Genomic DNA, 18250 nt, shown 5'->3' on the forward strand with positions numbered 1-18250 from the left:
CTGTCATCTAAAATCGAAATTTTCACTATAATGGGAAAATGACTGATCGAGCGTCCGCGGATTCCCCTCCCACCACCTCGACGAAGCTATGGCGTGGAACCTCGCGCGCCGACCGTGATGGGGCACGCCGTCAACGCCTCCTCGAAGCTGCCCTCGAGTTGTACGGGACTCTCGGTTTCCGCGCCACCTCGATCCAGGCGCTGTGCCACGAGTCCGGGGTCTCGAGCCGCTCCTTCTACGAACTCTTTCCTTCCCGGGGCGCGAAGTCGGGGCTGGAGGCACTGTCGGCCCAGGAGGCACTCCTCGAGCAGCTCTACGTCATCCTCAATGAGGAGATCACCGAGGCCCTGGCAACGCTGACGTTTCCCGCGCATGCGACCCTTCTCGACACCACCGTCCACGTGGTGTCCGCAGCGCTCATGCCGATGCTGAGCGACGAGCGCAAGGCTCGCGTTCTCGAGATCGAGACCGTCGGGGTCAACGATTCGCTCGAGGCAAGGCGGCGGGAGACGATGCGCACGATTGCGACCGCCGTCGATGCCGCGGTCGCCCATCTGCGCAGCGTCTATGACCTGCCGATCCGCGACACGCCCTCGGTGGCAGGTGGTGCGGACCTCACCAGCCTCATCCTCGTCGGTGGGATCACCGAAGCACTGGTCCAGCGTGTGCACACTCCCGTTGAGGAGCGAACGTCGACCGCCGAATTCCTCACCCACATCGCCGAGGTTGCTCTGCGCGCCCATGGGGTGTCTGCAACCAGCGGGGCATGACATCATGAGACCTTGATCGAACTGAACGGGCGAGAGTGTGGCCCGACCATGGGCTGGTGATCGGGGAGACAATGGCTGTTTCGCAATCGCGGCTGGGGCGGGGCGCAGGCGTCGCCATCGTGGCTATCGTCTTGGCCCAATGGTTCGGAACCTCCCTGTGGTTCAGCCCCAGCGGCGCAGTCGACGGGCTCTCGGCCTGGCTCGGATCGACGCCGGGACAGTTCGGGTGGCTGATCGCGGCGACCCAGATCGGCTTCATCGCGGGAACTCTGCTGAGCGCGGCGACCGGGGTGGCCGATCGCTTCACGCCGGAGAGGATCTTCATCGTCGCCAGCCTGGCCGGTGCTGCGCTCAACTTCGCCTGGACGCTCGGGCCCTCAGATCTCGTGCTCGTCTGGATCTCTCGCTTCTTCGTCGGCGTCAGCCTCGCTGGGATCTACCCGATGGGGATGAAGATGATCGTCAAGCGGGCTCAGGCGAAGTCCGCCCAAGCATTGGCCTGGCTCGTGGCCATGCTCACACTGGGCACCGCGATGCCTCAGTTCCTCTCTGCCGTCGGTGCTTCGTTGCCTTGGCAGTCGATCATGTGGGGGTCGTCGGCTCTGGCGGTCGTGGGGGCACTGCTCATCGGGGCAATCTCCGGGCGCAGGGCCACGCAGCCGCCTCAGTCGGCACAGCCGGCGAGCGCACGGTCTGTGTCTGCGACGGCCGCCGACGATGCTCCGCTGCGCAGATTGTTCCGGGACAGGATGTTTCGCGCCGCCGTCTTCGGGTATCTGGGCCATATGTGGGAGCTCTACGCCTTCTGGGCTGTGGTCCCCACGCTCGTCATCTCAGCACTGGCCGATCCGAGCAGCCCCACAACGCTCGCCGCCACCAGCTTTCTCGTCATCGCCGCCGGGGTCATCGGCTGTGTGGCCGGCGGAATGGTCAGCCGCAGAACCGGCAGCGCCGCAGTGGCCGCATTCGCGCTCGCCGGCTCGGGGCTGATGTGCCTGATCTATCCCCTGCTGCCCGACGTCGGCACTCTCCTCATCGCAGCCCTGGCGCTATGGGGTCTCCTCGTCATCGCAGATTCTCCGCAGTTCTCGGATCTCGCCGCAGGTCATGCTCCACCGGAGCTGACCGGAACGGGGCTGACGGCGATGAATTCCCTCGGCTTCGCCGTCAGCGTCATCAGCATCGTCATTCTGCAGAGCCTCATTGCCGACATCGGAGTGGCCGCCGTGTGGATTCTGCTGCCGGGTCCGATCCTCGGCCTGGTGGCGATGCGACCGCTCCTGTTCAGGCGAAGGGAGACGAAACCCGATCGAGGCGCGAGAGGTCCTCGGGACTGAACTCAAGGTCCGGGGCCGCCATCAGGGCATCGAGCTGTTCGGGTGTGCTCGCCGAGACTATCGGGGCGGTGACTCCCTTGGCCAGCAGCCAGGCGAGCGCAACGGTTGCCGGTGCGACGTCATGGGCTTCGGCCACAGCATTCAGCTCATCGACGGCTGTGAGGCCATCGGCGTTGAAGTAGCCCTGCACCATGCCGCCGCGGCTGGCTCCCTCAAGGTCTGCCTCTGTGCGGTACTTTCCGGTGAGGAATCCGGCAGCCAGGCTGAAGTAGGTGAAGACACCGAGGTTGTGCTCATCGGCCAGCGGCTGCAGCTCGGCCTCGTAGTCGCGGCGGAACACGAGGCTGTACTGAGGCTGGATCGCCACCGGCCTGGCCAGGTTCTCCTGCTCTGCCACGGCCAGCCACTCGGCGAGACGGTCCTTGGAGTAGTTGGATACGGCGACATGCTTGGCCTTACCGGCACGCACGATCTCATCGAAGACTCGGGCCACCTCGGCGATGGGGGTCACCTCATCATCGCGGTGGGCGTAGTAGAGGTCGACATGATCGGTCTGCAGTCGCTCGAGGGAAGCATCGATCGCGGTGCGGATGTACTCAGGGTCCTGCGTCTTGTGATCCGGATGGTCACCGACCTTCGTGGCGATGACGACCTTGTCCCGGTTGCCGCGGGTGGCGAGCCAGGTGCCGATGATGGTCTCGGACTCTCGCCCGGTGTTCCCGGGCACCCATGCCGGGTAGGACTCGGCTGTGTCGAGGAAGTTGCCGCCGGCGGCGACGAACGTGTCGAGCACGGCGTGTGATCCGACTTCGTCGGCGGTCCAGCCGAAGGTGTTCGTGCCCAGGTTGATGGGGAAGATGGACAGCTTAGTGCCGGGGATCTGTAGCTGCTGCGTCATCATGCTCCTGTATCTGCGAGAGTCGGATTGCCTGCTCCTTGCAACGATGATCGCGGGAGGATTATTTCCCCTGGTCGGCCCACCGCACCTGCGGAGGTGCTGCTCAGCTGCGGACTGCGTCGAGGGCCGCGAAGACGATCGATTCGGTGTCGATCCCGTGATAGCGGTAGACGTCGTCTATGTCGCCCGACTGTCCGAAGGTGCTCACGCCCAGCGCCACATGTTCGACCTGATTGATCGTCGCGAGGAATGACAGCGTGTGCGGGTGGCCGTCGAGGACCGTGACCATGGGAACCGCGTTCGAGGCAGGGAACACCTGATCAAGGATCCATCCACTCCCACCAGCGGACCCCAGCGCCGGCGAACGGCGCTGCCCGGATCTCAGTGCACGGTAGAGCAGTCCGGGGCTCGTCACGCACACGACCTCGGCCTCAATTCCCATCTCCGCGAGTCGATCGGCGGCCGCGAGCACCTCGGTCATGAGCGCGCCCATTCCGACGAGCTGCACAACCGGTCGGGTCGAGGATCTGAGCCGGTAGGCCCCGGCGATGACCTGCTGCCGGCGACGCTCCCGTGCGGCAGGATCCGCGGGAACGCGGGCCAAACTCTGGTCGACGGCGCGGGTGGACAGGCGCAGGTAGGCCGACTCGCCGCCAGGCTTTCCTATGAGCGACATCGCGTGCAGCAGCGACCATTCGACGTCCTGCGCGAAGGCCGGCTCATACGTGACCAGCCCCGGCACCTCGATGCCCGTCGACGGAGTGGTGATCGACTGGTGCGCCCCACCTTCCGGTGCCAGCGTCACTCCGGATGGAGTGCCGACGAGGATCGACTGGCCACCGGCATAGATGCCGAATGTCCACGGTTCAAGCGCACGATTGACGAACGGGTCGTACATCACCCCGATCGGGAACAGCGGCTCGCCCCAGCGGCTCCACGTCGCACCCAATTCGCCGAGAAGTCCGACGAGGTTGGTCTCGGCGATGCCGAGCTCCATGTGTTGGCCCTGTGCCGATTCGTTCCACTGCAGGATCGTCTCCGCATCGTCGGCGAACCAGTTCTGGGCCGCATCCGCGCTCCACACACCGACCTTGTTGACCCATCCGCCGAGGTTGGTCGTCGATGACACATCGGGACTGACGGTCACGACTCGGCGGGCTGTCTCCGGCGATTGCCGACTGAGGTCCATGAGGACCCGACCGAGCGCCGACTGCGAGGACGAGGTCCCTTTGTGCCTCCGTTCCAGGTCGCGGGGAAGCTCGACCGGTGCGGCGGGCGCGAATTCGGGGCGGGTCAGTCGCTGTGCGGCCTCGGCCACGACTCGACCGGCGGGGGTGTCGGGGTCGAACCGCGACCACGGTGACTGCGGATCCTGGCCGCTGAGCTCGGCCAATGCCGAGTACTCGGCCGCGTCGATGAGCGCCGAGTGATTCTGGGGATGACCGGAGCTCGGCAGCCCGAATCCCTTGATCGTGTAGGCGATGACCGCGGTGGGACGAGAGTCGTCGATCTGTGCGAAGGCCTCGAGCAGGGTCGGAATGTCATGACCGCCGAGGTTCCTGATCGCGGCCAGGAGCGTGGCATCGTCGAGATCGGAGATGAGGGCATGAAGCGCTTGAGGGCTCTCGCTGTCACCGTCGCCGTCGCTTCCTCCTTCTCCGGGCAGACGAGTGCGCAGTTCATCGGCGCTGCAACGCAGGATCCGCTGATACTCGGGGTTGGACATCGTGAGGATGCGCCGGCGCAGCGCGTCCCCGCCCTCACGTGCGAAGAGATCTTCGAGCAGACGCCCGAACTTCACCGTGATGACCTGCCACCCGGCGGCCTCGAACGTCGCCTCGATCCGTCCGGCGGCGATGTCGGGGACGACGCGGTCAAGCGACTGCCGGTTGAGGTCGATGATCCACACGATTTCGCCGAGATGCTTGACTCCGGGATCGTTGACGGCTTCCCAGACGGCTCCTTCGTCGAGTTCGGCATCGCCGACGAGTGAATACTGGCGTCCGGTGCCGATGTCGCGCAGGCTGGAGTCGACGTAGCGGCGGGCAACGGCTCCCCAGATCGGGGCAGTGGCACCGATGCCCACTGATCCCGTCGAATAGTCGGCCGGGACCGGGTCCTTTGTGCGACTCGGGTAACTCTGGAGGCCGCCGAACTCCCGCAGCGTCGTCATCTGCTCGTCATCGAGTTCCCCGAAGAGATAGTTGATGGCATGCCACACGGGACCAGCATGCGGTTTGATGCTCACGCGGTCCTCGGCCCGAAGTTCGTGGAACCACAGCGCGGTCATGATCGAGGCGATCGATGCGCATGAGGCCTGATGGCCGCCCACTTTGAGGCCGCTCAGGCTGGGCCGGACTCGGTTGGCGTGGTGGATGATCGAGGTCGAAAGCCACAGGATGCGGTCATGGATCTCATCGAGGGCCTCGAGAGCAGAGCGGTCGGACACGTATTCCTCCTTGAATGAACTGTCTGGCGCGTGCGCCGGTCCATGTCGCCGTTGGGCGAATGGACCGGCGCACGCAGGGCAGTTACGCCCGAGGGGTGCCGACGGTGTATGTCGAACCGCAGGTCGGTCCAGATCCGGTCCGACTCACAACGATCCAAGCAGGTCTGATCGGAGTGCTCAATATGTCTATTCGAAATTGAGCAGAATGCTCAGTCTAGGGTTATAGAATTGAGCAGCTGGTGAGCATTTCGCTGAGGAAAGATGGTGGTGTCATGACCGAGGGACGACGGCGACGAATCGCAGATGTGCTGGATGCGAGGATCCTCCTCGAACTCATCCGCGAGCCGCGAGCGACGATCGCGGGACTGGCCCATCGCCTGCAGGTGGCCAGGAACACCGCTCAGGCACGGCTGGGCAGGCTCGAGTCCGAGGGGCTGCACCCGTTCGGACATCGTGTCGACACGTCTGGGCTCGGCTATCCGATCCGGGCACATGTGCTGGCCAACCTCAAACAGTCACGACTCGACGAGGTCGGTGCGGCGCTGAGCCGGATCCCCGAAGTTCTCGAGGTCATCGGCGTCAGCGGAACAGCCGATACCCTCATCCAGATCGTCGCCCGAGACACCGATGACCTCTATCGCGTCGCCGGGCAGATCCTCGGAACTCCCGGCGTCAAACGCACACGCACCCTCGTGTCGATGAAGCAGATGGTCGAATACCGCGTCACTCCCCTGCTCCAGAGGACAGTCGAGAACGGCTGAGCCAACATCTCAGGAGTCCGCAGCTATTTGAGCAGTCGGTCCATACGGCGATCGCTGAGCTTCTTCCCGCCGGTCTGACAACCGGGGCAGTACTGCAGTGACTTGTCGGCATAGGAGACCTCGGCGATGGTCGAACCGCACACCGGGCAGGTCTGACCGGTTCGACCGTGGACCCGAAGCCCGCGCTTCTTCATTGTCTTGACCTTCGCCGGCGACAGGTTGTTCAGCGCCTCGCGGGCAGCGCCGAGAACCCCACGGATCACCTCGAGCAGCGCCTGCGCATCGACACCGTCGGCCGGGGCGAAGGGAGAGAGCTTGGCCGTGTGGAGGATCTCGTCGGAGTAGGCGTTGCCGATGCCGGCGATGAGCTGCTGATCCTCGAGCACGGTCTTGATCCTTGAGCTCGAGTCCGCGAGCAACGCGGCGAACTGGTCGTCATCGATGGACAGGGCATCGGGGCCGGTATTCGCGATAGCCGGAACCTCGATGCGGTCATGGACGAGAGCCACCGAGGCGTTCTTCTTCGTTCCCGCTTCGCTGATGTCGAAGCCGGCACCGGAAGCCAAGTGGACGCGCAGGCCCAGCGGCCCCTTACCCATCCTCACCGGCCCGGTGGGCACTTGATCGTGCCAGATCAACCATCCTGCGCGGGCGAAACGACACATCAGGTCGAGTCCGTCGAACTCGATGATGAGGGCCTTGCCCACCCGGGAGGCACCGCTGATCTCGAGCCCGCTGATCGCCTCCAAGGGCGGATCGGCCGTCTTGAGGATGCTCAGCTCACCGATATCGGTTCGGGTGATGAAGTCCCCGACGATACGGGAGCCCACGAAGTGGACGAGTGCGTCGACCTCGGGCAATTCCGGCATGGGTCCAGTATGCGCCCTCGCGCGCGGGGCCGCACTGCTCTCGGAAAAACCGCCCTTGTGAGTTTCCTGAACGAGGACTACCGTGGACAGACCACGTGAGAGCGTGCTGCGCCAGCAATTCGACCACTTCATCAGGAGGGTGACGATGGCTGAGAATGTCGCTCAGAAGCTCATCGGCTCACATCTGGAATCCGGGACACTTGAGCCCGGAAACGAGATCGGGGTCCGCATCGATCAGACGCTGACTCAGGACGCGACGGGAACGCTGGTGATGCTCGAGCTCGAAGCGCTGGGCATCGACCGGATCCGCACAGAGACCTCCGTCCAGTACGTCGACCACAACCTTCTGCAGACCGATGAGAAGAACCCGGAAGACCATATGTTCCTGCGCTCTGCTGCGCAGCGATTCGGCCTGTGGTTCTCCCCCGCCGGCAACGGTGTCTCCCACCCGGTTCACCAGTCGCGGTTCGGCAAACCCGGCGCCACCCTCATCGGCTCGGACTCCCACACCTGCGCGGCCGGTGCCCTGGGAATGCTGGCCATCGGCGTCGGCGGTCTCGAGATCGCGATGTCAATGGTCGGCGAACCGCTCTACATCAGCGCGCCCCAGATCATGGGCGTCGAGCTCACCGGCACACTGCCGCCGTGGGTCTCGGCCAAGGACGTCATCCTCGAGATGCTGCGCCGTCACGGCGTCAAGGGCGGGGTCGGCAAGATCATCGAGTACTACGGTGAGGGCCTCAAAGACCTCACCGCGATGGACCGCCACGTGATTGCGAACATGGGTGCCGAACTCGGCGCCACGGCCACGGTCTTCCCCGCCGACGACGCGGTCCGGGACTTCCTCGAAGCCAGCGACCGGGGCGAGGACTTCACTCGGATCGAAGCAGACGAGGGCGCGCAGTACGATCTCCACGACGCCATCGACCTCTCGCAGCTCGAACCGCTCATCGCCGCACCCTCTTCGCCGGGCAATGTCCGCCCCGTGCGTGAGGCTGCTGGTGAGGACGTCTTCCAAGTCGTCATCGGTTCCTCGGCCAACCCGGGGCTGCGGGACTTCGCCGTCGTCGCCGAGGCACTCGAAGGTCGCCGCATCCACGAGCAGATCTCACTCGACGTCAACCCGACATCGCGAGAGATCCTCGCCGACCTCATCGCCGGCGGTTGGCTGACCTCGCTGGTCGGGTCCGGCGCCCGCATCCACCAGTCGGGCTGCATGGGCTGCATCGGCATGGGCCAGGCCCCGGCCGTGGGCCGCAACAGCCTGCGCACCATGCCGCGGAACTTCCCCGGTCGCTCGGGCACCGACGAAGACGCTGTGTGGCTGTGCTCTCCGGAGACTGCCGTGGCCGCAGCACTGACGGGCAAGATCACGGACCCTCGCGAGCTGGGCATCGAGTATCCGCAGGTCAAGTTGCCGGAGAAGTTCTCCGCCAATCGGTCGATGCTGGTCCCACCGCTTCCACTCGAAGAGGCGCGGCAGGTCGAGTTGGTCAAAGGGTCGAACATCTCCTCATTGCCTGACTTCGATCCGCTGCCCGAGGACATCGATCTCGAGATCATGCTCAAGGTCGGCGACAACGTCTCCACCGACGAGATCATGCCCGCCGGCTCCCGAGTCCTGCCCTATCGGAGCAACATTCCCAAGATCTCCGAGTTCGTCTACATCCAGGTCGATCCGAGCTACGCCGAACGTGCAGCGGGGCATGCCGGCGGCCATGCGATCATCGGCGGGGAGAACTACGGCCAGGGCTCATCGCGTGAGCACGCCGTGATCGCCCCGCGCTATCTGGGACTGCGCATCGTCGTCGCCAAATCCCTGGCGCGCATCCACTGGCAGAACCTCGCGAACTTCGGCGTCCTCGCCCTCGAATTCTCAGATGAGAACGACTACGAGTCCCTGTCCCAGGGTGATGTCCTCGAGTTCCGGGGACTGCGCGATCAGCTGACCGACGGCAGGACCGTGAGCGCCGAGGTGGGCCGACGACAGTTCGAATTCCGCCATACGCTCTCGCCCCGGCAGGTCGAGATGGTCCTGGCCGGAGGTCGCATCGCCCAACGCGCCCAGCAGGAGGCGGCCCGGAAGATCTGAGCTCGGCTCGAGACCACTCGTGATCAGGGCTCGGCGAGGAAGCCGCGCAGCAATGCGGCGGTGCCGTCGAGATGCTCGGCCATGGCTGTGCGGGCCGCGGCTGCGTCTCCGGCGAGGATCGCGTTGTGGACCCGTTGATGCTGTTCGTGCGAATGGGCCAGATTGGGTTCGATCATCGGGATCCGCTCGAGCAGTTTGTTCGCCCGGGTCCGACTCTCGACCATCGAGCGCACGAGGCTCGCTGACCCTGTCACCTGCGCCCAGGTCAGGTGCAGCTGGGAGTCCAAACGCCGGTACTCGGCCAGGCTCGACTGCCGACTGGCGTCCATGGCTCCAGCCAGCTGACCTCGTTGGGGTGCGGTGAGATCCTGCCCGGCAGCCACCTCGGCGACTCCCATCTCGATCACACGACGCCAGGTCAGGGTGTCTTCGACCTCAGCTGCGGAGAACCCGGACCCGAGGCCGGTGTCAGCGTCATGAGTCGGATTGGGCGCCCAGCCGCCTGCGGGAGTGCGGGAGACGAACGTTCCGCCACCACGACCTCGTCGGACATTGACCCAGCCGGCGGTCTGCAGCTCCGAGATCGCCTCACGCAGGGTCGCCCGGGAGACCCGCAGCTGCTCAGCGAGCTCGCGTTCGGGTGGGAAGTGCTGACCTGGCGGAATGATTCCGAGACGGATGATCTGGAGCAGGCATTCGATCGTCTCCTCGAAGATGTTGCCCGAGCGAGCGGGAGCGATCGCCCGCAGCGCAGTCACCTGGCTGCCCGCGGCCTGGCTTGCCGTCATGCCATCGCCACTCACAGCGGGGTCGTGTAGGCGTTGGTCAGTCCCCCGTCGACGGTGAACGACTGTGCGGTGACGAACGAGGCATCATCGCTGGCCAGGAAGGCCACGGCGGCAGCCATCTCGTCAGCCTCGGCGAAGCGTCCCATCGGCACGTGCACCAGGCGTCTGGCCGCCATCTCCGGGTCCTTGGCGAAGAGTTCCCGGAGCAGCTCGGTGTTGACCGGTCCCGGGCACAGGGCGTTGACGCGGATGCCTTCCTTCGCGAACTCCACGCCGAGTTCCCGCGACATGGCCAGCACACCGCCCTTCGATGCGGTGTAGGAGATCTGGGAGGTCGCCGATCCCATCAGCGCCACGAACGAGGCCGTGTTGATGATCGAGCCGCGTCCCTGCCTGCGCATGTGCTTCAGGGCTGCCTGGGAGCACAGATACACAGACGTCAGGTTGATGTCCTGGACCTTGCGCCACACGTCGAGGCTGGTCTCCGTGATCGAGGCGTCCGCCGGTGGGGAGACTCCTGCATTGTTGAAGGCGACATCCACGCTGCCGTAGGTGTCGAAGGCCGTCTGGAACAGATGCTCCACCTGGTCAGCATCGGTGACGTCGGTGGAAACGAAGAGTCCCCCAACCGCCTCGGCGGCGGCTGTCCCCGAATCTGCGTTGGTGTCGGCGATGACGACGTTCGCGCCTTCGGAGGCGAGGCGCTTCGCAGTGGCCAACCCGATGCCGCTGGCACCTCCGGTGACGACTGCGGTTCGCCCCGGGAGGCGCCGGCAGATGATCTGGGTCGAGTCCGTCGCTGCTGTCTCGGTCATGGTGTGTCCTTTGCCTGCTGGTGGTGTTCGCGTGGGTGGGTAGTTGGTTGCGGTGGCCGGTCGCTCAGTCCGTGGCGATGAAGAGGTTCTTCGTCTCGGTGAATGAGTCCATCGCGTGAGGTCCGAGTTCGCGGCCGATGCCGGAGCGTTTGAACCCGCCGAAGGGGGTCGAATAGCGCACCGCGGAATGGGAGTTCAGCGACAGCGCCCCCGAGTCCACGCCGCGAGCGACCCGCAGTCCGCGACCGACATCGCGCGTCCAGATCGATCCCGACAGGCCGTAGGGCGAATCATTGGCCATGGTGATCGCCTCTGCTTCGTCGCGGAAACGCTGCACGGTCACGACGGGCCCGAATACCTCCTCGGTGACGATGCGATCACGCGGTGACGTCGGCAGCACGACCGTCGGCGCCATCCAGTACCCGGGACCCTCGGGTGCGCTGCCGGTGAACGCGATGTCCACTCCGTCGAGGAATCCGGCCACGCTCTCGTGGTGGCCTGCGGAGATGAGCGGTCCCATCTCTGCCTCCTCGAGGCTGGGATCGGTGACGACCACTCCGGAGACCGCTGGTTCGAGGAGTTCCAGGAAGCGGTCGAAGACAGAGTCGTGGACGAGGATGCGCGAGCGGGCGCAGCAGTCCTGGCCGGCATTGTCGAAGACGCCGTAGGGTGCGGTGGCCGCGGCGAGTTCGAGGTCGGCGTCGTCGAAGACGATGTTCGCGGACTTGCCGCCGAGTTCCAGCGTTGTCCGTTTCATCGTCTTCGCCGCGTCGGCCATGATCGCCTCGCCCACCGCGCTCGAGCCGGTGAAGACGATCTTCGCAACCCTGGGATCATCGGTGAAGGTCTGGCCGACGACGGATCCTTTGCCGGGGATGACCTGGAAGACATCGGCGGGGAGCCCTGCCTGCAGGGCCAATTCGCCGAGGCGGATCGCCGTCAGCGGGGTCAGCTCGGCGGGTTTGAGGACCACGGTATTGCCCGCGGCGAGCGCCGGTGCGAAGCCCCAGCCGGCGATCGGCATCGGGAAGTTCCACGGCACGATGATTCCGACGACCCCGAGCGGTTCGTTGAACGTGATGTTCACTCCCCCGGCCACGGGAATCTGATCGCCGAGGTGGCGCTCGACTCCGCCGGCGAAGTAGTTGAGGACATCGCGGACGTTCCCGGCCTCACCCCGGGCATTGCCGATGGTGTGCCCGGCCTCGGCAACCTCGAGCGCGGCAAGGTTCTCAATGTCGGCATCGACGGCGCGGGCGAAGGCGCGCAGCAGTTCGGCCCGCTCGGCCGGCGCCGTGGCCCGCCACCGAGCGAAGGCCTCGGCGGAACGGCCGATCGCGTCCTTCGTCGCCTCGGCGCTGTGGGCATCGACCGAGGTGATGAGTGCCTCGGTCGCGGGGTTGATCACTTCGGTCATCGGTGGGCCTCCGCATTCGTCTCGGGTGTCGCGGTTTCGGGTGTCGTCCGTGGTGTGCTCATGCGCTGGGTCGCAGCCGCCACAAGGCCTGCGAACAGCCGCAGATCCTCCAAGGTCTCCTCGGGGTGCCACTGAACAGCGAGCATCGACCCGTCCGGAGTCTCGAGGGCCTCAATGCAGCCGTCCTCGGAGCGTGCGCTCACGATCAGTCCATCGCCGAGGCGGTCGATGGCCTGGTGATGATGGCACCTGACCGTGGCACCGGTTCCGAGCAGATCGGATACGGCGGTGTCGGGTACGATTCTCACGGCCACCTCGGCGAATTCGTCCTTCTTCTCTGCCTCATGAGCACCGTAGCCGCCGACATCGGGCAGGTGCTGGTGCAGGGAGCCGCGGTGGACGGTGTTGACGATCTGCGCGCCGCGGCAGATCGCGAAGACCGGCACATTCGCGGAGCGGGCATGACGGTACAGGGAGGTCTCGAAGGAGTCGCGACGCACGTTGGGCACCTGGGTGCGAGGGTGGGCCTGCGCATCGTAGAGTGCGGGGTCGACGTCGTCACCGCCGGTGAGGATGATGCCGTCGAGTTCGGCCACCTCGTTCAGAGTCCAGGGGTCTTCCGGGGGCAGGAGGACGACTCTGCCACCAGCTCGGGTCACAGCGGTGACGTAGACGCTGGGCAGGAACGCCGCGTCCCTGTCCCAGACTCCGAACTGGCCGCGGCCGTAGTAAGTGGGCAGGCCGATGAGCGGGCGGCGCATCGTCGGGTCGAGGGCCGCGTTGCCGAGCGCCGAGTCAGAGTCGTTCGAAGCCACGCCGGACCTCCCAATCGGTGACTGCGGCGTCGAAGGCCGTCATCTCCACGCGACCGGCGTGGGTGTAGTGGTTCACGACCTCGTCGCCGAAGGCATGGCGGGCGACCTCGGAGGATTCGAAGGCCGCCACGGCATCGTGGAGGCGGCGTGGGATGGTCGGGGCATTCTGGGTATAGGCGTTGCCGGCGAGCGCCTCGGGCAGTTCGAGTTGGTTCTCGATTCCGTGGATTCCGGCCGCGATGAGGGCTGCACTGGCAAGGTAGGGGTTCGCGTCGGCACCCGGGACTCGCTGTTCGAAGCGCAGAGCGGGGCCGTGGCCGACGATCCGCACGGCACAGGTTCGGTTGTCCCACCCCCAGCCCACTGCGGTGGGTGCGAAGGAGCCGTCGGCGAAGCGTTTGTAGGAATTGACGTTCGGGGCGTAGAGGTAGGTGAAGTCATGTTGAGTGGCGACTACTCCGGCGACGAAGTGCTTCATCGTCTCTGACATCTCTGTGCCGTGGCCGGTGGGGAATACCGGTGTGCCGTCCGTGTCGCGCAGGCTCATGTGGATGTGGCAGGAGTTGCCTTCGCGGTCGTTGGGTTTGGCCATGAAGGTCACCGACTTACCCTCTTGGTCTGCGATCTCCTTCGCACCGAGTTTGTAGACCACGTGGTTGTCGCAGGTGGCGAGCATGTCGGTGTAGCGGAAGCCGACTTCGAGCTGGCCGAGGTTGCATTCGCCCTTCGCGCTTTCGGTGTAGAGGCCGGCCTCGTCCATCTCGTTGCGCAGACGACGCAGGTAGCCTTCGACCTGGCCGGTGCCGAAGAGGGAATAGTCGATGTTGTAGGTGCTGGCGGCTTCGAGATTGCGGTAGTCCTTTGCCATCGCCTCACGGTAGCCGGTGTTGTAGAGGGCGAATTCGAGTTCTGTGGCACCGATGGGCGAATAGCCCAGCTTCTCGAGTCGTTCCAGTTGAGCCTTGAGGACTTGACGTGGGGAGACGCTCAGTGGTGAGCCGTCGATGAATGCCAGATCGCATTGCACCATCACGGTCGCAGGGTGCCAGGGGATGCGGCGCAGGGTTGAATAGTCGGGAACAAACATGAGATCGCCGTACCCGCGCTCCCAGGAGGTGAGTTCGTACCCGTCGATGGTGTTCATCTCAACATCGGTGGCCATCATATAGTTACAGCCTTCAGTGCCGTGGTCCATCACCTCATCGATGAAGAATCGGGCCGTGATCCTCTTGCCTTGGAGTCGGCCCTGCATGTCTGTGGCGGCGACGAGCACTGTGTCAACGCGGCCGGCGGCAATCTCTGCCTGCAGCTGTTCCATGGTCATATCTGATGAAGTCACGCTCATGATTCCTCTTCTCGGTAGCCCACCCAGGCGATGTGTTCGCATCCTTGCGACGGACTGCATCCCTACGGTGGTCACGCATCGTTGCGGGGCTGGTGCTGTGCGGCAGCGGTGGTTTGCAGGGTCGGCGGCTCGCAGCGGTTCAGGAAAACTCTCCTAATTAAGGTATGCCACCGAACCATTTATGCGCAATAGCTGGGTCCAAATTGAGGAGAATGAGGCTTTGAGGTCTGCATAAATACCTATTGACAAACCATTTGCACGGTGACAAGCTCAACGACAATACAGAGTTGTGAACTGCATCACGCACTAGTTATGAGACGTCCGCAGGCGTTCCACGCTCGTGTTCCACACGAACGTGCACGTGTCTGCATCGGCGTCGGTGTCTGCTCAACGGCCGGATTCCGACGATGCCGATCGGTCAGCGACGACCGAGCCCGCCAGCGGACGCAATCATTTCGAGAAGAACGGTGTTCTCCATGAGCAATGAATCCTCTCCACCCAACGATCCGGCTTCCGGGCCGACACCGCACGATGGCACGGTCCCTCGCGAGGCCGCAGCCCCGGCCCTCAGCGCTGACGAGGCCAGTCTTGCCGAGCTCGGCTACAAACAGGAGCTCAAGCGCGGCATGTCGGGCTTCGGCAACTTCGCGGTCTCCTTCTCCATCATCTCGATCCTCGCCGGCTGCATCACCTCCTACAGCATTGCGCTGGGATCGGGCGGCCCGGCAGCGATCACGATCGGGTGGCCTCTGGTCGGCATCTTCGTCCTCTGCGTGGCACTGGCCATGGCCGAAGTCTGCTCGAAGTACCCCACGGCAGGTGGCCTGTACTTCTGGGCCGGTCGCCTGGCCAAACGCAACAAGCGACATTGGGCCTGGTACGTAGGATGGTTCAACTTCCTCGGCGAGGTGGCGGTGACCGCAGCCATCGACTTCGGCGCTGCCACGACCATGATGGCCTTTGCAGCACTGACCTTCGGGGTCGTGCCCACTGCGCTCAACACCTTCATCCTGTTCCTCGTCATCATCACCCTGCATGGTCTCCTCAACACCTTCGGCGTCAATCTGGTCAACCTGCTCTCCGGCGTCTCTGCCTGGTGGCACATCGTCGGTGTGCTCGTCATCGTCGCAGCCTTGTGGATCATGCCCACGAAGCACCAGTCGTTCAGCTGGACCATGACGGCCTGGCACAACGAAACCGGGTTCACGTTCATGCCGTTCGTCTTCCTCATGGGTCTGCTCATGGCTCAGTACACCTACACCGGCTATGACGCTTCGGCGCACGTGGCCGAGGAGACCAAGAACGCTTCGACCGCAGCGCCCAAGGGCATCGTCATGAGCGTCCTGATCTCGATCATCGGCGGCTGGATCCTGCTGTACTCGATCACGGCCGCGATCCAAGACGGCTCTGAAGCCGGGCTCACCGCTCTCAACGCCACAGCAACTGGCCTGCCGCCAGCGCAGGTGTTCCTTGATGCCCTGAACAACCCGACGATGGCGAAGTTCCTGCTCTTCATCGTCTGCGGCGCCCAGTTCTTCTGCGGCATGGCCTCGGTGACGGCGAACTCGCGGATGAGCTACGCATTCTCCCGCGACGATGCGATCCCCGGATCCAAATACTGGAAGAAGGTCAACCCACGCACCGGCACACCCACGAACTCGATCTGGCTGTGCATTGTGCTGTCCTCAATCCTGACAGTTCCGGCACTCTTCAATGAGACCGCTTATCTGGCGGTGACGAGTGTGGCGGTGATCGGGCTCTACATCGCCTACGTGGCACCCGTGCTGCTGCGCCGACTCAAGGGCGATTCGTTCAAGCCGGGTCCGTGGAATCTGGGACGGTGGAGCGCAGTCATCGGGTGGATCGCCGTCGTCTGGGTGATCTTCATCTGCATCCTGTTCGTGCTGCCACCGACTCTGCCGATCACCATCTCGACCTTCAACTACTCCCCCATCGCGGTCCTTGCTGTGCTCGTCCTCAGCGTTGTGCTCTGGTATGCCCGAGGCAAGAAGCACTTCATGCAGCACCTCGACAAGGAGCAGCTGGCCATCGACGAGAAGAAGCTTCTCGACGAGATCGACGACTGAGCGCGCAGGCCGGACCAGTCACAGAGAAACTCTCCGGGTGCTCGGCAACCTGTCATGATTGCTCAGCACCCGGAGAGTTTCTGAATTCTCGGACAATCGGTCAGGGCATCAGTGCTGTGCCGATGCCCGCACCAACTCGCGACTTACGCGGTCTCGGACCTGTACTTGTCCTCGATCGCCTGGCCCACCTCGGTGTCGATATTGCGCCAGTACTGGAAGGTGTTGGTCAGCACGGGCTCTTCCACGCCGTCCTTGAGCGCACCGACGACGGTTTCGATGAGGCCCTGGCGCTCCTCTTCGGAGTAGACCTCGCGGATCAGGGTGTGTGCCTGACCGAAGTCGTCGTCCTCTGCGTGGAGAGTGGCGGCGCTGCGGACCAGTTCACCATCTGCTTCCCAGCGTGCTTCGACCTGAGTCTCCTCGGCCTGGTAGGACCTGCTGTAGGAGTTCGGTGCGTAGACAGGAGCATCACCTGAGTGGTGGTACTCCATCTGACCTTCCTTGTCATAGGAATTGGTCTTCGTGATGGGTGCGTTGACCGGCAGCTGATTAAAGTTCGTGCCGATGCGGTTCCGCTGTGCGTCCGGGTAGGAGAAGACACGGCCCATGAGCATCTTGTCGGGCGAGATTCCCGTGCCCGGCACGGTGTTCGAGGGGCTGAATGCGGCCTGCTCGATCTGCGCGAAGTGGTTCGACGGGTTCTTGTTGAGCGTGAACTTGCCGATCTCCATGAGCGGGTAGTCCTTCTTCGACCACGTCTTGGTGAGGTCGAAGGGATTGAAGCGGTAGGTCTTGGCCTCTTCGTACGGCATGATCTGGACGTGGACGGTCCACGACGGGTAGTCGCCGCGTTCGATCGCGTCGAACAGGTCGCGACGATGGATGTCGGCGTCTTCGCCTGCGAGCTGGCCGGCCTCTTCGTTGCTCATGTTCTCCACGCCCTGATCGGTGTGGAAGTGGTACTGGACCCAGAAGCGTTCGCCGGCTTCGTTCGCCCACAAGTAGGTGTGCGAGGAGTAGCCGTTCATGTTCCGCCAAGTCCTGGGCAGGCCACGCGGTCCCATCAGGTAGGTGACCTGGTGTGCCGATTCCGGCGAGAGCGACCAGAAGTCCCACTGCATGTTGTTGCTGCGCAGTCCCGAATCGGGGGTGCGCTTCTGCGAGTGGATGAAGTCGGGGAACTTCATGGGGTCGCGAACGAAGAACACGGGGGTGTTGTTGCCCACCATGTCGAAGTTTCCGTCTTCAGTGTAGAACTTGAGAGCGAATCCGCGCACGTCGCGCCAAGAGTCTGGTGAGCCCAGCTCACCGGCGACGGTGGAGAACCGTGCGAGCATCGGGGTCTTGGCGCCCTGCTGCAGGAACTTCGCCCGGGTGTAGGCGGAGACGTCTGCAGTGATCTCCAGTTCACCGAAGGCACCGGATCCCTTGGCGTGCGGGCTGCGCTCGGGAACGCGTTCGCGGTCGAACCGGGCCAGCTTCTCAACGAGTGCAACATCGTGGAGAAGGAGCGGGCCGTCTGCTCCGACGCTCAGCGAGTGAGCGTCGGACTCTCGTGGGGCACCTGATTCGGTCGTCGAGGGCTTCGTACCGTCGAATCCTGGATGTTCATGATCAGCGTGTTTGGTCATTGCTTCTCCTTCAACCGATTGAGCGACGGGGAGTCATACTTCCCGGTCCACTTCAACCATCATAGGACGAACATCGCTCGCCTGTATGCGATGAAGCGAAGGCCGATCACGGCTCCCCTGATATCGAGTTCCTGGCAGCGTGCTAAAGACTGGCGCAACCGATTTTCACGCTATCC

The 18250-nt window shown here is 64.2% G+C and carries 14 protein-coding genes; 5 read left to right on the forward strand and 9 right to left on the reverse strand.

Annotated features, from left to right (window positions below):
• The first annotated feature begins 38 nt into the window (after nucleotides 1-38).
• Both FO013_RS09495 and FO013_RS09500 read left to right on the forward strand, forming a co-directional pair.
• Nucleotides 39-770: a TetR/AcrR family transcriptional regulator gene (locus FO013_RS09495; protein WP_143922280.1), complete on the forward strand. Its 732-nt coding sequence runs from the start codon at nucleotides 39-41 to the stop codon at nucleotides 768-770.
• Nucleotides 771-841: 71 nt separating this feature from the next.
• On the forward strand, nucleotides 842-2107 hold the full coding sequence (locus FO013_RS09500) for an MFS transporter (protein WP_143922281.1): 1266 nt from the start codon (nucleotides 842-844) through the stop codon (nucleotides 2105-2107).
• Here the strand turns inward: FO013_RS09500 and FO013_RS09505 are convergent.
• Both FO013_RS09505 and FO013_RS09510 read right to left on the reverse strand, forming a co-directional pair.
• Entirely contained in the window at nucleotides 2055-3005 is a 951-nt protein-coding gene (locus FO013_RS09505) for an aldo/keto reductase (protein WP_143922282.1), read from the reverse strand. The two genes, FO013_RS09500 and FO013_RS09505, sit on opposite strands and share 53 nt — an antisense overlap.
• A gap of 103 nt (nucleotides 3006-3108) precedes the next feature.
• Nucleotides 3109-5454 (reverse strand): transketolase-like TK C-terminal-containing protein, encoded by a 2346-nt coding sequence (locus FO013_RS09510; RefSeq protein WP_143922283.1) that lies wholly within the window; start codon nucleotides 5452-5454, stop codon nucleotides 3109-3111.
• Between the two features lie 272 nt (nucleotides 5455-5726).
• On the opposite strand from FO013_RS09510, the gene FO013_RS09515 reads away from it, so the two are divergent.
• Complete coding sequence (locus FO013_RS09515) at nucleotides 5727-6215, forward strand: Lrp/AsnC family transcriptional regulator (protein WP_143922284.1); 489 nt, start codon at nucleotides 5727-5729, stop codon at nucleotides 6213-6215.
• Nucleotides 6216-6238: 23 nt separating this feature from the next.
• On the opposite strand, the gene FO013_RS09520 is transcribed toward FO013_RS09515, so the two are convergent.
• On the reverse strand, nucleotides 6239-7084 hold the full coding sequence (locus tag FO013_RS09520) for a DNA-formamidopyrimidine glycosylase family protein (RefSeq protein ID WP_143922285.1): 846 nt from the start codon (nucleotides 7082-7084) through the stop codon (nucleotides 6239-6241).
• 145 nt (nucleotides 7085-7229) lie between these two features.
• On the opposite strand from FO013_RS09520, the gene FO013_RS09525 reads away from it, so the two are divergent.
• On the forward strand, nucleotides 7230-9176 hold the full coding sequence (locus FO013_RS09525; protein WP_143922286.1) for an aconitate hydratase: 1947 nt from the start codon (nucleotides 7230-7232) through the stop codon (nucleotides 9174-9176).
• 23 nt (nucleotides 9177-9199) lie between these two features.
• Here FO013_RS09525 and FO013_RS09530 read toward each other — a convergent pair whose 3' ends face one another.
• The 5 genes from FO013_RS09530 to FO013_RS09550 all read right to left on the reverse strand — a co-directional run bounded on the left by FO013_RS09530 (nucleotide 9200) and on the right by FO013_RS09550 (nucleotide 14356).
• Nucleotides 9200-9964: a FadR/GntR family transcriptional regulator gene (locus tag FO013_RS09530; protein WP_143922287.1), complete on the reverse strand. Its 765-nt coding sequence runs from the start codon at nucleotides 9962-9964 to the stop codon at nucleotides 9200-9202.
• A gap of 11 nt (nucleotides 9965-9975) precedes the next feature.
• Nucleotides 9976-10779, reverse strand: coding sequence for a 3-oxoacyl-ACP reductase (locus FO013_RS09535; RefSeq protein ID WP_143922288.1), 804 nt, complete (start codon nucleotides 10777-10779; stop codon nucleotides 9976-9978).
• A gap of 64 nt (nucleotides 10780-10843) precedes the next feature.
• Nucleotides 10844-12196, reverse strand: a complete 1353-nt coding sequence (locus FO013_RS09540) for an aldehyde dehydrogenase family protein (RefSeq protein WP_143922289.1) — start codon at nucleotides 12194-12196, stop codon at nucleotides 10844-10846.
• Entirely contained in the window at nucleotides 12193-13011 is an 819-nt protein-coding gene (locus FO013_RS09545; protein WP_260848073.1) for a gamma-glutamyl-gamma-aminobutyrate hydrolase family protein, read from the reverse strand. Before FO013_RS09545 ends, FO013_RS09540 begins: the two co-directional genes overlap by 4 nt.
• On the reverse strand, nucleotides 12992-14356 hold the full coding sequence (locus FO013_RS09550; RefSeq protein WP_143922290.1) for a glutamine synthetase family protein: 1365 nt from the start codon (nucleotides 14354-14356) through the stop codon (nucleotides 12992-12994). Before FO013_RS09550 ends, FO013_RS09545 begins: the two co-directional genes overlap by 20 nt.
• Nucleotides 14357-14832: 476 nt before the next feature.
• On the opposite strand from FO013_RS09550, the gene FO013_RS09555 reads away from it, so the two are divergent.
• Nucleotides 14833-16443 carry an amino acid permease gene (locus FO013_RS09555; protein ID WP_143922291.1) on the forward strand — a complete coding sequence of 537 codons (1611 nt, stop codon included), beginning with the start codon at nucleotides 14833-14835 and terminating at the stop codon, nucleotides 16441-16443.
• 143 nt (nucleotides 16444-16586) lie between these two features.
• Here FO013_RS09555 and FO013_RS09560 read toward each other — a convergent pair whose 3' ends face one another.
• A complete protein-coding gene (locus FO013_RS09560) occupies nucleotides 16587-18074 on the reverse strand; it encodes a catalase (protein ID WP_143922292.1) in 1488 nt (495 codons plus the stop codon).
• Between the last annotated feature and the right edge of the window lie 176 nt (nucleotides 18075-18250).

Source organism: Brevibacterium aurantiacum (genome assembly GCF_007558825.1).
GTDB classification, from domain to species: Bacteria; Actinomycetota; Actinomycetes; order Actinomycetales; family Brevibacteriaceae; genus Brevibacterium; species Brevibacterium aurantiacum_A.